The organism is Nocardioides sp. JQ2195 (assembly GCF_012272695.1).
Lineage (GTDB): Bacteria > Actinomycetota > Actinomycetes > Propionibacteriales > Nocardioidaceae > Nocardioides.
Map to the genome: position 1 here is coordinate 2,083,812 of NZ_CP050902.1, position 15,764 is coordinate 2,099,575.

At 67.6% G+C, this 15,764-nt stretch carries 12 protein-coding genes; all 12 read right to left on the reverse strand.

The genetic code is table 11. The features are described 5' to 3' along the window. Entirely contained in the window at window positions 1–2,703 is a 2,703-nt protein-coding gene (gene alaS / locus ncot_RS09980) for an alanine--tRNA ligase (protein ID WP_168617479.1), read from the reverse strand. Next, window positions 2,703–3,032 carry a DUF6167 family protein gene (locus ncot_RS09985; RefSeq protein ID WP_168617480.1) on the reverse strand — a complete coding sequence of 110 codons (330 nt, stop codon included), beginning with the start codon at window positions 3,030–3,032 and terminating at the stop codon, window positions 2,703–2,705. The genes alaS and ncot_RS09985 overlap by 1 nt, the downstream gene beginning before the upstream one ends. Next, on the reverse strand, window positions 3,029–3,619 hold the full coding sequence (locus ncot_RS09990) for a hypothetical protein (protein WP_168617481.1): 591 nt from the start codon (window positions 3,617–3,619) through the stop codon (window positions 3,029–3,031). Before ncot_RS09990 ends, ncot_RS09985 begins: the two co-directional genes overlap by 4 nt. An 11-nt stretch (window positions 3,620–3,630) precedes the next feature. After that, window positions 3,631–4,986: a replication-associated recombination protein A gene (locus tag ncot_RS09995; protein ID WP_206064922.1), complete on the reverse strand. Its 1,356-nt coding sequence runs from the start codon at window positions 4,984–4,986 to the stop codon at window positions 3,631–3,633. Window positions 4,987–5,317: 331 nt separating this feature from the next. Continuing rightward, entirely contained in the window at window positions 5,318–6,583 is a 1,266-nt protein-coding gene (locus tag ncot_RS10000) for a dipeptide ABC transporter ATP-binding protein (RefSeq protein WP_168617482.1), read from the reverse strand. Between the two features lie 2 nt (window positions 6,584–6,585). Continuing rightward, window positions 6,586–7,632 carry an ABC transporter ATP-binding protein gene (locus ncot_RS10005; RefSeq protein WP_168617483.1) on the reverse strand — a complete coding sequence of 349 codons (1,047 nt, stop codon included), beginning with the start codon at window positions 7,630–7,632 and terminating at the stop codon, window positions 6,586–6,588. A 12-nt stretch (window positions 7,633–7,644) separates the two neighbouring features. Beyond that, the gene (locus tag ncot_RS10010; protein WP_168617484.1) at window positions 7,645–8,661 is read right to left on the reverse strand and encodes an ABC transporter permease; all 1,017 of its coding nucleotides are present in this window, start codon (window positions 8,659–8,661) and stop codon (window positions 7,645–7,647) included. 144 nt (window positions 8,662–8,805) lie between these two features. Then, entirely contained in the window at window positions 8,806–10,551 is a 1,746-nt protein-coding gene (locus ncot_RS10015) for an ABC transporter substrate-binding protein (protein ID WP_168617485.1), read from the reverse strand. A 78-nt stretch (window positions 10,552–10,629) separates the two neighbouring features. Then, a complete protein-coding gene (locus ncot_RS10020) occupies window positions 10,630–11,637 on the reverse strand; it encodes an ABC transporter permease (protein WP_168617486.1) in 1,008 nt (335 codons plus the stop codon). A 126-nt stretch (window positions 11,638–11,763) separates the two neighbouring features. Beyond that, window positions 11,764–13,557: an aspartate--tRNA ligase gene (aspS, locus tag ncot_RS10025; protein ID WP_168617487.1), complete on the reverse strand. Its 1,794-nt coding sequence runs from the start codon at window positions 13,555–13,557 to the stop codon at window positions 11,764–11,766. Between the two features lie 71 nt (window positions 13,558–13,628). Beyond that, window positions 13,629–15,005 (reverse strand): histidine--tRNA ligase, encoded by a 1,377-nt coding sequence (hisS, locus tag ncot_RS10030; protein WP_168617488.1) that lies wholly within the window; start codon window positions 15,003–15,005, stop codon window positions 13,629–13,631. Continuing rightward, a complete protein-coding gene (locus tag ncot_RS10035) occupies window positions 15,002–15,721 on the reverse strand; it encodes an MBL fold metallo-hydrolase (RefSeq protein WP_168617489.1) in 720 nt (239 codons plus the stop codon). The genes hisS and ncot_RS10035 overlap by 4 nt, the downstream gene beginning before the upstream one ends. Between the last annotated feature and the right edge of the window lie 43 nt (window positions 15,722–15,764).

A 15,764-nucleotide genomic window follows, 5' to 3' on the forward strand; every position in this document is an offset into this window, starting at 1 on the left:
TCAGGCCTGCCCGGCGCTGTGGTGCACCTCGGTCCCGACGAGCGCGAGCGCTTCGTCGATGCGTGAGGTGTCCGTGCCACCGCCTTGGGCGACGTCGTCCTTGCCACCGCCCTTGCCACCCAGGAGCGGGCCGACGGCGCGGATCAGCGCGTTGGCGCTCACGCCACGTGCCCGGCCTTCGTCGTTGACCGCGGCGACCGCGGCGACCTTGCCGTCGACGGCCCCGATCACGACCACCGCCCCGGGTTGCCCCTGGGGCAGGCGGCCACGGATGTCGAGCGCCAGCGTGCGCACGTCGCCGCCACCGGCACCGTCTGCGCGGTGCGCCACGACGTGGACCCCGTCGATCACCGTGGCTCCGGCAGCGAGCTCGCCGGCGCGGGCGAGCAGCTGCCCGACCCGGGCCTTCTCGATCTCCTTCTCGGCCGCCTTCAACCGCTCGACCATGTCCTGGACCCGGTCGACGAGGTCGTCAGGTTGCGTCTTCAACAGACCGGTCAGCTGGTTGACGACGTCACGTTCACGCGCGAGGTAGTCGAAGCCCTCGACCCCGGTGAATGCCTCGATGCGCCGGTTGCCCGAGCCGACCGACGACTCACCGGTCAGCACGATGGTGCCGATCTGGGAGGAGTGGTCGACGTGGGTGCCACCGCAGAGCTCGCGCGACCAGGGGCCACCGATCTCGACGACGCGGACCTTGGAGTTGTCGTAGGTCTCGCCGAACAGGGCGATCGCGCCCCAGTCCTTGGCCTCGGGCAGGGTCATGTAGTCCCAGGAGACGGGAAGGTCGGCGCGCAGTGCGTTGTTGGAGATCTGCTCGATGTCGGCGTACTGACCGGGTGTGAGGCCCTGGGTCCAGCCGAAGTCGAGGCGCAGGTAGCCGGGCCGGTTGTAGGAGCCCGACTGGAGCGCGGTGGGCCCGAGCACCTCGCGCAGCGCGGCGTGCACGACGTGGGTCCCGGAGTGGGCCTGGCGCGCCCCGATCCGCCACTGCGGGTCGACCTGGGCGTGCAGGTTCGCGCCGGGCTGGAACTCACCGTCGACGACGCGGACCTGGTGCACGACCAGGCCCTTGATCGGACGCTGCACGTCGAGGACCTCGAGGCGGCCGCCGTCGAACTCGATGATGCCGGCATCGGCCGACTGTCCACCGGACTCGGCGTAGAACGGCGTGCGGTCGAGGACCAGCTCGCCGACGTCACCGTTGGCCAGCGTCGTCACCGAGCGGCCCTCCTGCAGCAGCGCCAGGGTGGACGACTCCGTCTCGAGGGTCTCGTAGGCCAACCATTCGGTGGGACCGTTGGAGTCGAGGATGCCGCGGTAGACACCGGTGTCGGCGTGTTGGCCCTTCTTGGCGCGGGCGTCGGCCTTGGCCCGCTCGCGCTGCTCGCCCATCAGCTTGCGGAAGCCCTCGTGGTCGACGCTGAGGCCGGCCTCGGAAGCCATCTCGAGGGTCAGGTCGATCGGGAAGCCGTAGGTGTCGTGCAGCGCGAACGCCTGGTCGCCGCTCAGCCTGGTGCCTCCGGACTTCTTCACGTCACCAGCGGCCACGTCGAAGAGCTGGGTGCCGGCCTGGAGCGTCTTGCGGAAGGTCACCTCTTCGGCGTACGCAACGCGCGAGATGCGCTCCCAGTCGGAGTGCAGCTCGGTGTAGGTCTCGCCCATCCTGTCGCGGCTGATCGGCATCAGCTCGGGCAACGCCGGGTCGTCGTACCCCAGGAGGCGCATCGAACGCACGGCGCGACGCAGGAGGCGGCGCAGCACGTAGCCGCGTGCTTCGTTGCCGGGGGTCACCCCATCGGCGATCAGCATCATCGAGCTGCGGACGTGGTCGGCGATCACCCGGAACCGGACGTCGTCCTCGGGGTTGTCACCGTAGGTCTTCCCAGTCAGTTCCATGGCCCGTTCAATGACCGGGAACATCACGTCGATCTCGTACATGTTCTGCTTGCCCTGGAGCAGGAACGCGACCCGCTCGAGGCCCATGCCGGTGTCGATGTTCTTCTTCGGCAGGGAGCCGGAGATGTCGAAGTCGGACTTGCTGCGCACGTCGGAGAGCTCGTCCTGCATGAAGACGAGGTTCCAGATCTCGAGGAGCCGGTCCTCGAGCTCGAACGGCATGTCCGGACCGAGTGTCGTCGCGTCGAAGTCAGGGCCGTACTCGGGGCCGCGGTCGTAGAGGATCTCCGAGCACGGCCCGCCCGGACCGGGGACGCCCATCGACCAGTAGTTCTCCTTGGGGCCGAGCTGGACGATGCGCTCCTCCGGCAGCCCGGTCACCTTGCACCACAGGGAAACGGCCTCGTCGTCCCCAGCGAGCACCGAGGGATAGAGCCGGTTGGCGTCCAGCCCGAACCCACCGTCGTCGATGGGCTTGGTGATCAGGTCCCAGGCGAGCTCGATGGCCCGCTCCTTGAAGTAGTCACCGAAGGAGAAGTTGCCGCACATCTCGAAGAACGTGCCGTGGCGGGTGGTCTTGCCGACGTCTTCGATGTCGGGGGTGCGCACGCACTTCTGCACGCTGGTGGCGCGGTCGTACGGCGGCGTCTCCTGGCCCAGGAAGTAGGGCTTGAACGGCACCATGCCGGCGTTGACGAACAGCAGGTTGGGGTCGTCGACGAGCACCGAGGCCGAGGGGACGGCCGTGTGCCCGGCGTTCTCGAAGTGCGCGAGGAACCTCCGTCGGATCTCCGAGGTGTCCATCAGTTGGTGCCTTCCTGGTTCGTGCCCGAGATGTTCGTGGTGGTGATGCGTGGCGGGTCCTGGTGAGCGGCCTCGAGGCGGTGCTTCCCGCCCGAGGACTCCAGTTCAGGTGTCCCATGAGGCACCAGCCCGAGCCGTTCCCGCAACTCGTTTTCCTTGTCGGCGCTGCCCTGGGCGACTTCCTCGCGGAAGACGCGGGCTCCGGCCGCGATCCCGCTGGCCCGGTCGCGGAGTCCGTCCAGGGTGAAGGTCTCCCGCAGGCGTCTGGCCCTGTTCATCGCGTAGACGGTTGCGCCGGCGCCCGCGGCGAACCAGAGGGTGCGGCTCATGCTGCCCCCTCGATGCGCCCCTCGGACCGATCAGCGTCCGCGCTCTCCGCTGCCCGGCGCGCGGCCATCTCACGGCGTACCTCGCGGAACTCGATGCGCCGCTGCTTGCGCGATCGCTTGATCTCCTGCTTCATCGCGAAGCGGATCCGGTTGCGGGTCGCGGGCGCCAGTGCACGGCGTACGCCGTGGGTCAGTGACGCAGCCTTGACCACGGTCTCGCGCATGACCAGGTCCACGAACAGCTTGCCCTCGATGCGCTGCGGGCCGTCGGTCCGCTCCGGGTCGCCCGCGGAGCTCGCGCCCGGGTCGTTCGTACCCGGGTCGTTCGCGTCGGGGTCGTTCGCGTCGGGGCGGGAGCCGACGTCGGTGATCACGAACTCATCGGGGGTGGTGCGCACCTCGATGCGGTGGGTCAGCGCATCCACGCGCTGACGCAGCTCGGCAGCCTCTTCACGGGTGGCCTCGAGCTCGGCGCGAGAACGCGCACGTTCGCGACGCAGGCCGACGGTGACGAGCACCAGGAGGACCACGAGGACGAGCACGACCAAGCCCAACCCGGCGGGCACGAGGAGGTCGTCACTGGTCATGGTGCCCGACCCTATCGCGCACCGCGGATCATCTTGCGCACGCGTTCCCACCGCTCCTTGATCGTCGCTTCCGCCCCCAGGCTGGTGGGTTGGTAGTACGCCGCGTCGCCGATCTCGTCGGGAGCGTACTGCTGCTGGGCGATGCCGAACGGCTCGTCGTGGGAGTAGGTGTACTTCTTGCCGTGCCCGATGTCCTTGGCACCCGCGTAGTGGGCGTCGCGCAGGTGTGGCGGGACCTGCCCGATCTTGCCCGCACGGACGTCGGCGCTCGCTGCGTCGATCGCCTTGATCACGGCGTTCGACTTCGGCGCGACCGCGAGCGCGATGGTGGCCTGGGCCAGGTTGAGCCGCGCCTCGGGCATGCCGATCAGCTGCACGGCCTGAGCTGCGGCCACGGCCGTGGTCAAGGCCGTCGGATCGGCCAGGCCGATGTCCTCACTGGCACTGATCACCAGTCGTCGCGCGATGAATCGGGGGTCCTCGCCTGCCTCCATCATCCGCGCCAAGTAGTGCAGGGCGGCGTCGGCGTCGGACCCGCGGATCGACTTGATGAACGCCGAGATGACGTCGTAGTGCTGGTCGCCCTGTCGGTCGTAGCGCACCGCGGCCTGATCGACCGCGGTCTCGGCCATCTCGAGCGTGATGGTCGACGCACCCTTGGATGCCGCAGCGCCGGCGGCTGCTTCCAGGTAGGTCAGCGACCGGCGCGCGTCTCCCCCGGCCAGACGGACCAGGTGCTCCAGCGCGTCCTCCTCGAGCTCGAACCCGCCCTGCAACCCGCGGTCGTCCTTCAACGCCTGATGGACGACCACGCGGACGTCCACGTCCGTGAGGGACTCGAGGCGCAGCAGGAGTGAACGGGACAGCAGCGGTGAGATGACAGAGAAGAACGGGTTCTCCGTGGTGGCGGCGACCAGCGTGACCCACCGGTTCTCGACACCCGGGAGCAACGCGTCCTGCTGTGCCTTGGTGAACCGGTGGACCTCGTCGACGAACAACACCGTCTCGCGCCCGGTGTGGACGAGCTCGGAGCGAGCGGCGTCGATCGCCTGGCGGACCTCCTTGACGCCGGCCGCGACGGCCGAGACCTCCACGAACGTGCGGTTCGTCTGCTGCGACAGGATAGAGGCGATCGTGGTCTTGCCCGTCCCCGGGGGCCCCCACAGCAGCAACGACATCGAGCGGTCGCTCTCGATCAGCTGGCGCAGCGGCGACCCGTCGGCCCGCAGCTGGTGCTGCCCGACGAGCTCGTCCAGGGTGCGCGGGCGCATCCGCACCGCCAGCGGTGCGCTGGCGTGCGTGTTGCCTGCGAGCGAACCCGCTGCCCCGGTCGGCCTGCCGGGCGCGTCGAACAGTCCCTCATCCACGTGACCACCCTAGGCCGACCTCGAAGCGGCGCGCTCATCGAGCAGGCCGAGCCCGCCCGGTCTCCAGGGTGCCCGCTCTTCAGGGTGGCCCGTCTTCAGGATGGCCCGTCTTCAGGGTGGCCGGTCTTCAGGGTGGCCGGCCCTGCGGACATGCACGACGACGGCTTCGAGGGTCGAGTCCGAGAGTCCTGGCCCGTTGTGCGTGTCGGGGCGGACGCTCAGGTCACGCCTCGGGTGGAGAGGGGCTGCCACGTGACCGGGCCTGCCGTCAACGACGCACCAGCCCCGCGACCGGTGGTCGCGGGGCTGGTGCGTCGTGCTCCGTGCAGGGTCAGGAGGGCTTGACCGTGCGGCGTTCCTTGAGGTCGAACCAGACGTCGTTGAACCCCGGGGACTCCTCGATCTCGGTCGGCGAGGCCCCCGGGTCCGGGTTGCCGTCGTTGTCGACACCCAGCATGCGGGCGGTGACCGGGTCGTGCGGGTGGTTGCCCAGCTCCCCCGCGAAGTGGCAGGCCACCTTGTGCCGGGGGCCGATCTGGATCATCGGCGGCTCGACCTTGGCGCAGATCTCCCTGGCGAGCGGGCAACGGGTGCGGAACCGGCAGCCGGACGGCGGGTTGATCGGGCTCGGGACGTCGCCCTCGAGCATGATCCGCTCCCGACGGCCACCGATCGCGGCCTGCTTCACGTCAGGCACCGCGGAGAGCAGCGCCTGGGTGTACGGGTGGTTCGGACGCTGGTAGAGCGTCTCCCGGTCCGCGATCTCGACGATCTTGCCGAGGTACATCACCGCGACCTCGGGGCAGAAGTGCCGAACCACGGCCAGGTCGTGCGCGATGAACAGGAAGGCGATGTCGAACTCCTTCTGCAGGTCCTGCAGAAGGTTGATCACCTGCGCCTGGATCGACACGTCGAGCGCGGAGACCGGCTCGTCGGCCACGATCAGCTTCGGCTGCAGCGCCAGCGCACGAGCGATCCCAATGCGCTGCCGTTGGCCACCGGAGAACTCGTTCGGGTAACGGTTGTAGTGCTCAGGGTTCAGGCCGACGACCTCGAGCAGCTCCTGGACCCGGCTCAGCGTCTGCTTCTTCGGCACCATGTTGTGGATCCGCAACGGAGCACCGATGATCGACCCGATGGAGTGCCGCGGGTTCAGCGAGCTGTAGGGGTCCTGGAAGATCATCTGCACGTCGCGACGCAGCGGCTTCAGCTGGCGCGTCGACAAGTCGACCAGGTCACGGTCGCCGAACTTCGCGGAACCACCGGTGGGCTTGTAGAGCCGGGTGATCGCGCGGCCGGCGGTGGACTTCCCACAACCGGACTCGCCGACGAGGCCCAAGGACCCTCCACGGGGGATCTCGAACGAGATGCCGTCAACTGCCTGGACATCACCGATCTTGCGTCGGATCACACCGGTGGAGCGCACCGGGAAGTACATCCTCAGGTTGTCGACGGTGAGGATCGGCGGAGCCGTCGGGTCGAGCTTGGTCGGCAGGTGCGACTGCTGGAGCACTTCGTCCAGGGTCGGCCGGGCTTCGGGCTGGTCGACGCCCACCGAGGGCTCGCCGTCCGGTTGACTCGTGGGTGCGTTAGCCATCGTCAGCGCTCCTCAGACTGCACGGGAATGACGTCCTGGGCCACTTCGGTTTCGTAGATCACATCAGGGTTCGGAAGGTGGCAACGGGTCAGGTGGCCACCACCGCGCGGACCCTCGAGCAGCTCCGGCAAGGTGGTCCGGCACAGGTCACCGGGCACCTTCGGAGAGTGCACGCAGCGCGGCTCGAAGGGACAACCGGGCGGCTGGTTCAACAGGCTGGGCGGGTTCCCGGGAATGGGCACCATGCGAACGTCGGTGTCTGCGGTCACGTCCGGGACGCTGGAGAGCAGGCCCCAGGTGTAGGGCATCTCCGGGCGGGTCAGCACCTCGCTGACGGGGCCGTACTCGACCGCCCGGCCGGCGTACATCACGAGTGCGTCGTCAGCCATCTCGGCGACCACACCGAGGTCGTGGGTGATCATGATGATCGCGGTGTTGAACTCCTCCTGCAGCTTCTGGAGCAGGTCCAGGATCTGCGCCTGCACCGTCACGTCGAGCGCCGTCGTCGGCTCGTCGGCGATGAGGAGGCTGGGGTCGTTGATCAACGCCATCGCGATCATGGCGCGCTGGCGCATGCCGCCGGAGTACTCGTGCGGGAACCCGTCGAAGCGTCGTTCCGGTTGCGGAATGCCGACCAGGTCGAGCATCTCGACGACCTTCTTGCGCGCCTGCTTCTTGGAGACCGCGTTGTGCACTCGATAGGCCTCGGAGATCTGGTGACCCACGGTGTAGTAGGGGTGCAACGCCGAGAGCGGGTCCTGGAAGATCATCGCGACATCCTTGCCGCGCAGCTTCCGCATCTCGGGCTTCGACAAGGTGAGCAGGTCGACGCCGTCCAACCAGACGTGGCCCTCGATGCGCGCCGACGTGCCCTGGTGCAGCCCCATGATCGCCGAGCTCGAGACCGACTTGCCCGAACCGGACTCTCCGACGATCCCGAGTGTCTTCCCCCGGTCGAGCGTGTAGGAGAGCCCGTCGGTGGCCTTGACGATGCCGTCCGCGGTGGTGAAGTGGACCTGAAGGTCTTGGACGGTGAGGAAGTGATCCATGCTGCAGCCCTCTCAGCCCAGCCGGACGCGCGGGTCGATCAGCGCGTAGCAGATGTCAACGATGATGTTGGCCAGGATGACGAACGTTCCTGCAACCACGACGATCCCGATGATCGTCGGAAGGTCCCATGCCTGGGACGAGTCCACGGTCAGCTTGCCCATGCCGCTGTAGGCGAAGACCTGCTCGGTGATGATCGCCCCACCCAGCAGTGACGCGAAGTCGATGCCGGTCATGGTGACCAGCGGCGTGAGCGCCGCGCGAAGCGCGTGCTTGAAGAGGACCCTGCGGCTGGTGAGCCCCTTGGCGCGCGCGGTCCGGATGTAGTCCTCACCGAGCGACTCGAGCACGAACGCTCGGGTCATGCGCACATAGCTGGCGAGGAACACCAGGGCGAGTGTCATTCCCGGTAGGAGCAGGTTGTTGAGCCAGGTGGCAACCCCGCCTTCGGCTATCGAGACATAGCCGGGATAGGCGAGTATCCCCCATTTGATCACGACGAACTTCAGGAAGAAGACGCCGAGGAAGAATGTTGGGAACGCATAGATGAGGAGTGTCAGACCGACGATTCCTCGGTCGATGATGGATCCCTTGACCACGGCGGCCACGATGCCCAGCGTCACGCCGAACACCAACCACATCACGACGGCCACGACCGCCAGCGACACCGAGACCGGAGCCGCCTCCCCGATGAGGTAGTTGACGGTCTTGCCGTTGGTCTTGGAGTAGCCCAGGCAGGGTGCGTCGCAGTCGGTGATGAACTCAGGGTGCGTCTTCTTCAGCTCGGGGTCGGCCGGGAACTCGCGTCCCGAGACCAGGCCCTTGACGAACAACCCCCACTGCTCGTAGACGGGCTTGTCGTAGCCGAGAGCCTTCTCGGTGACGGCGACCTGCTCATCCGTGCACTGCTTGCCGCAAGCGTGGCGTGCCTGGTCGGCAGGGCTGGCGAAGAAGAGCACGAAGGTGACCAAGGTCAGTGCCAGCAGCAACATCACCCCGATCACGATTCGGCGTGCAGCGTAGGCCCACATCTGTGTCCACCTTCTCAGTCATCTAGGGAGCGTCCGGACGGACGCGGGTGCAGGTGCGTGTGTGTCCACACACCCGGGTGATCCCCGGGCGCCCGCCGTCGTGCGACGAGCGCCCAGGGATCAGGGTTGAGAGAGCGTCTCTACCTACTTCTGCGAGACGCCGATCAGGCCGAGCTCCGGGTAGCTGGAGGACGCCGGGGTCGTGGTGAACCCGGTGACCTTCGAGCCGTGGAGCCAGTTGAACTTCTGGTTGTCCAGCGGGATGTAGGCGTATTCCTTGCCCAGGAACGCATCCGCTTCCTGCATCTTGGCCTGCTGGTCCTCGACGTTCGAGGCGTTGGCGGCCTCGTCGATGATCTTGTTCAGCTCATCGCTGTCGTAGCAGCCGTAGTCGTTGCCGCAGGTGGTCTTCGAGATGTTCGGTCGGCTGTCGAACAGCGGCGGGATGACCGTCATGGCCGACGGCCAGTCCGAACCCCAACCGGCCCACATGACGTCGGAGTCCTTGTCGGGCTGGGCGATGACGTCGTAGTACGTGTCACCCTGGCCGTCGAGCGTGACGTCGAAGCCAGCCTTGTTCCACGACTCCTGGAGAACGGCCATGGCCTTGTCAGCCGTCGGCGTCTTGGGGTACGAGAGCTTGATCGCGTACGGCATCTTCACGCCGGCCTCCTCGAGGAGCGCCTTGGCAGCTGCCGGGTCGCCCGCACCGTCGGAGATTCCCTCGAACGCCGGGTTGGGCTGGTAGCCAGCCGTGCCCGGGTTGACGATCGAGTCAGCAGGCTCGGCGACGAGCTCGCCACCGAGGGCCTTGATGTAGCCCTCCGCATTGAGGCCGACGGCCAGTGCTTCGCGCACCTTCGCGTCGGTCAGCGTCTTGGCGTTGAGCACCAGGTAGTCGGTGAACGGCGAGACCACGTTGAGGTAACGCTCGTTGACCGGGCCGCTCTGCACCTTCGGCAGCTGCTGCGCGGTGACGCGCGCCGAGGTGATCGCGTACTGGTCGTCGCCCTGGTCCTGGATCAGGCGGTCGTTGAAGAGCTCACCAGCGGTCTCGGACCCGTTGATGACCCAGTTGATCTCGTCCGGGAGCGCCTTGCGCAGCGTGTCCGGGGTGTCGGTCTCGGGGTCGTACTGGTCGTTGCGGACGAGCGTGGCGCCCTTGTTCTTGTCCCAGACACCGCCCTCGACCTTGTAGGGCCCGTTGGACAGGACCTTCCACTTGCTGCGGTCACCCTCGTCGAACGACTCCTTGTAGGGGTCGACCATCATCATGCCGGCCGCCGCCTGGTTGAAGTCGGCCCACGGCTTGTTGAAGTGGAACGTGACCGTCTTGTTGTCGGGCGAGCAGCTGACTGCCTCCTCGAAGGCCTTCTGCTGCTCCGGGGTCGCCTTGTAGGGGCCCGGGTAGCCGTCGACGTCGATGTAGCTGAGCGTGTAGTTCGGGCCACCGATGATGACGTCGTTGGCGAACACGCGGCTGGTGCCGTACTGGACGTCCGCACAGGTGATGTCGGAGCCGTCCTCCCACTTGACACCGTCCTTGAGCGTGAACTCCCACGTCTTGCCGCCGTCGCTCACGGTGCCGGTGTCGGTCGCGAGGTCGGGAACCGGAGTGGTGCCCTCCTCCGGGTCCTCCGACATCGGGAAGGCAACGAGGCCGCGGTACAGGACGCGACGCCACTGGGCCAGCTGGACGCCGTAGTAGATGCGCTGCGGGTCCGCGCTCTCGTAGAGGAAGGACTGCATGTACTGGAGAGTGCCCCCCTTCTCGCCGGGTTCGTCGTTGGCGGAGCCACCGCCACCCGAGTCGCCGCCACACGCGGCGAGTCCCAAACCGAGAGCCAGCGCAGAACCAGCTGCGAGTGCCCTCTTCAGTTTCTTACTCATTCCATCCTCCTTGTGTGTGCGGCACTGGGTGCAGCACGGTCGACGACTTTGTGCCGCCGAGATCTGGGTGTTGGTGCGTCACTGGTGTCCCTTGGGATCCAGGGCATCCCGGATGCCGTCGCCCAACAGGTTGAACGAGACGACGATCGCCGCGATCGTGAAGCCCGGGATGAAGAAGAACGTCGGCACCACGTCGGCGTAGCTGATCGAAGCGTTGAGAATGTTGCCCAGCGTGGGCGTCGGTGCGTTGATGCCGACGCCGAGGTAGGCCAGCGCGGCCTCGGCCGAGACGAAGGCCGGCATCATCAGCGTGAAGGTGACCAGGATCGGAGCCCAGAGGTTGGGCAGGATCTCGCGGAAGTAGAGCCGGAACTTGGATGCGCCCATCATGGTGGCCGCGTGCACGAACTCCCGTTCACGCAGCGACAGCACCTGACCACGCACGATGCGGGCGATGCCGGTCCAGCCGAACAGACCGAGCACCACGATCAGGTAGACCGCCGCGGTGGGGTTGCCGGCCGGCGTGTGGAGGAACTTCTGCACCATGATCAGACCGGTGCTGGCCAGGGCCAGCAGCATCAGGGTCTGCGGGAACGCCAGGGTCAGGTCGATGATGCGACCGATGATCGCGTCGGTCCAGCCACCGGCAACACCGGAGACGATGCCGAGCACGACCCCCAGGATCATCGCCAGCGCGGTGCCCGACAGCGCGATGAACAGCGACAGGCTGACGCCCGACCACAGCCGGGCCAAGGTGTCACGGCCGATGCCGGGCTCGATCCCGAGGAGGTGGTCCGACGACATGCCGCCCCACTTGCCGGTCGGCCGGCCGAACTCGTCAGTGAGGTCGAGGTGCGTGGTGAGCGGGTCGATCCATCCGAAGTGCACCGCCAGGGGCGAGGTCAGACCAGCCAGGACGAAGAACAGCACGAAGCCCAACGCGATCAGGGACAGCTTGTCCTTGCGCAGGCGACCCATGGCCAGCTGCATCGGCGACTTGCTGGCCACGCTCGTGACGGGCGCCGCCGTGTCGACCACCGACTGGGCCGCTTCACCGCCGACCTTCGGTTCGGTCGAACTCGACATCTCGCCTCCTTGCACACACCCGGGGAAACCCCGCTTGACGGGCGTGACTCTACGGGTGCAGGAGCGGCTAAACGGTCACTCAGCGGTAACGATCTGGTCTCGACTGTCCGCTGAGTGTCCGTCGCCTCAGGCAGACGGCGACGAGTCCTCCTGCGGGACCGCGTCGACGCCGGCTTCCTTCCGTTGCGCAGCGGTGATCGGGGCGGGTGCCTCGGTGAGCGGGTCGTACCCGCCACCGCTCTTCGGGAAGGCGATCACGTCGCGGATGGAGTCGGTCCCGGCCAGGATCGCGACGATGCGGTCCATGCCGACGGCGATGCCACCGTGGGGCGGCGCACCGAACTTCAACGCGTCCAGGAGGAAGCCGAACTTCTCCTGGGCCTCCTCCTCGCTGATGCCCATCACCTTGAAGACGCGCTTCTGGAGGTCTTCACGGTGGATCCGGATCGAGCCGCCGCCGAGCTCGTTGCCGTTGCAGACGATGTCGTAGGCGTAGGCCAGGGCCGGCCCGGGGTCGGTGTCGAACGTGTCGACGAACTCCGGCTTCGGGCTCGTGAACGCGTGGTGCACGGCGGTCCAGGCACCGTCGCCCACGGCGACATCGCCGCTCGCCACGGCCTCCGAGCTCGGCTCGAACAGCGGCGCGTCGACCACCCACGTGAACGCGAAGGCGTCCTCGTCGATCAGGCCGCACCGGTGTCCGATCTCGAGGCGCGCGGCTCCCAGCAGCGCCCGGCTCGACTTGGCCGGCCCTGCCGCGAAGAAGACACAGTCACCTGCCTGCGCGCCGACCTGTGCCGCGATGCCCTCGCGCTCGGCCTCGGAGATGTTCTTCGCCACGGGGCCGGTGATCTCACCGTCCTCCTTGATGAGGAGGTAGGCCAGGCCCTTGGCGCCACGCTGCTTGGCCCACTCCTGCCACGCGTCGAGCTTCTTGCGCGGCTGGCTCGCACCACCCGGCATCACCACGGCACCGACGTACGGCGCCTGGAACACCCGGAACGGGGTGTCCTTGAAGTAGTCGGTGCACTCGACGAGCTCGTTGCCCATGCGCAGGTCGGGCTTGTCGGAGCCGTATCGGGCCATCGCGTCGGCGTACGTCATCCGTGGGATCGGGCGCGGGATCTCCTCACCGATCAGGGCCCACATCGCGGCCAGGATCTCCTCCATCAGCGCGATGACGTCGTCCTGGTCGACGAAGCTCAGCTCGATGTCCAGCTGGGTGAACTCGGGCTGGCGGTCGGCTCGGAAGTCCTCGTCGCGGTAGCAACGCGCGATCTGGTAGTAGCGCTCCATGCCGCCGACCATGAGCAGCTGCTTGAACAGCTGCGGGCTCTGCGGGAGTGCGTACCAGCTGCCCGGTCGCAGTCGCGCGGGCACCAGGAAGTCGCGGGCGCCCTCAGGGGTCGACCGGGTCAGCGTCGGGGTCTCGATCTCGACGAAGTCGTGCTGGTCGAGCACGTCGCGGGCGGCCTTGTTGACCTTGCTGCGCAGCCGGAGCGCGCTGTTGGGACCACTGCGACGCAGGTCGAGGTAGCGGTGCTTCAGGCGCGCCTCCTCCCCGACCTCGCCGGACCCGTGGGCTGCGGCGTCGTCGATCGGGAACGGGAGCGGGGCGGAGGTCGAGAGGACCTCCACGTCGGTCGCGATGACCTCGATCTCACCCGACGGCAGGTTCGGGTTGGCGTTGCCCTCGGGTCGCAGGGACACCTCACCGGTGATCTTGAGGCAGTACTCGCTGCGCAGGCTGTGGGCCACAGCCTCGTCGCGGATCACGACCTGGGCGACGCCGCTGGCCTCACGCAGGTCGATGAAGGCGACACCACCGTGATCTCGCCGACGCGCCACCCACCCGGCGAGGGTCACGGTCTGGCCGACATGCTCGGCGCGCAGGGCGCCGGCGTCATGGGTGCGGATCACGGGATGTTGCTCCTAGGTGAGGGTTGGGTCGTGCTGTCGAGGACCACAGCTGTGAAGACCACAGCTGGTGGTCACTGATTGTCGTTGCCGACGATCGTCGGCTTCAAATCCATTTCGGGCGGGGTCCAGGAGGTGGGGTCGGCGTCGACCTGCACACCGGACCGGATGTCCTTGACCTGGTGGTTGCCGTCGCGGTCGGTGAACCAGACGAACGGGATGCCGCGTCGCTCGGCGTACCTGATCTGCTTGCCGAACTTCTGGGCGCTCGCGGCCACCTCGCAGGGCGTGCCGTTGGCGCGCAGCGCGTCGGCGATCGCATCGCTGGCTGCCCGGGACCCGTCGTCCGCCAGCGCCACCAGGACTGCGCTCGGCACCGACCTGTCGGCCGTCAGCCCGGCCTTGTTGACGAGCGGCACGAGCACCCGGCTGAGGCCCAGGGAGATGCCCACCCCGGGGTACGTCGTGCGTCCGTCGCTGGCGAGGGAGTCGTAGCGCCCGCCCGAGCAGATCGATCCCATGGACTCGAAGCCGTCGAGACGGGTCTCGAAGACCGTGCCCGTGTAGTAGTCCAGGCCGCGGGCGATCTTCAGCTCCGCGCGGATCCGGACCTTGTCGCTGGCGAGGTCGGCGCAGGCACGCATCAGCTCTGCCAGCTCGGCGAGGCCCTCGTCCAGGAGGTCGTGGGTGACACCGAGTGCGCGCACCGCTTCCTCGAACGACTCGTCCTCGGTGCTGATCCCGGCCAGCGCGAGGCACTGGTCGGCCTGCTCCGAGCTGAGGCCGGCCTCGTCCATCAGCAACGTGCGGATCTTCTCGGCCGGCATCTTGTCGAGCTTGTCGATCAGGCGCATCGTCTCGTCGACGTCCCCGTTGTCAGCACTGAGGCCGAGCCCGAGGTAGAAGCCTTGGATCAGCTTGCGGTTGTTGACCTGCAGGGTGAACCCCGGGAGCCCGATCGATGTGGGATCGGCCAGTTCAGTGAGCGCCCGCAACATCACTCGGGTGATCTCGACGTCGTGGTGGAAGCCGAGCTCCCCCTGGCCGACGATGTCGATGTCGGCCTGGGCGAACTCCCGGAAGCGGCCGTCCTGGGGTCGCTCACCGCGCCACACCTTCTGGATCTGGTACCGGCGGAACGGGAACTCGAGCCGTCCGGCATTCTCGAGCACGTAGCGCGCGAAGGGCACGGTGAGGTCGAAGTGCAGCCCGATGCCCGCATGCCCTTCCGCGGACTCCTCGTGGAGGCGGCGGAGCAGGTAGACCTCCTTCGAGGTGTCGCCCTTGCGCAGCAGCTGGTCGAGCGGCTCGACGGCACGGGTCTCGATGTTGGCGAATCCGTGCAGCTCGAAGGTGCGCGCGAGGCTCTCGATCACCTGGCGCTCGACCTCGCGCTGCGCGGGGAGGAACTCAGGGAAGCCGCTCAACGGCTTCGGGACGGAACGGCTCATGCCTGACCACCGTCGACCGGGGTGTCCTGCAGCTCGAGGAGGAACGGGTTGGTCGCGCGCTCCCGGCCGATCGAGGTCTGTTCTCCGTGGCCGGGGAAGACCACGATGTTGTCGGAGAGGGGCAGGACCTTGCTGCGCAGGCTCTCGAGCATCTCGGAGTGGTCGCCCCCCACGAGATCAGTTCGGCCGATGGATCCCTGGAACAGGAAGTCACCGGAGAACATCAGCTGGGAGACGTCCTCGGGGCCTTCGTAGGTCGTGCGGTAGAGAACCGTGCCCGGCGTGTGGCCCGGGGCGTGGTCGACCACCATGGTCAGGCCCTCGATCTCGATGACCGAGCCCTCCACGGCCTCGTGCACCCGGCCCGGCTCACGGAAGTCGGGAAGCTCGTCCATGCCGAACTGCTGACGGAGCATGGACGCACTCTGGTTGGAGATCGCGACCATCGGGTCCTTGAGCAGGTGCCGGTCGTCGGCGCCGATCCACAGGGGCGCGTCGTACTTGTCGGCGACGACCTGGGCCTGCCACATGTGGTCGAAGTGACCATGGGTCACCAGGATCGCGGCCGGCTTGACCGAGTGCTCCTCGACCAGCCTGTCAACGCCCTCGGCAGAGTCCTGCCCGGGGTCGATGATGACGCACTCCCCGCCGGCCTCGGCGCCGACGAAGTAGCAGTTGGCGCCCAACTGGCCCGCAGGGAAGCCGGCAATGAACACAGTGAATCCTTCGTTGCGAATGGGGAATCTGTCGAGACGTCGA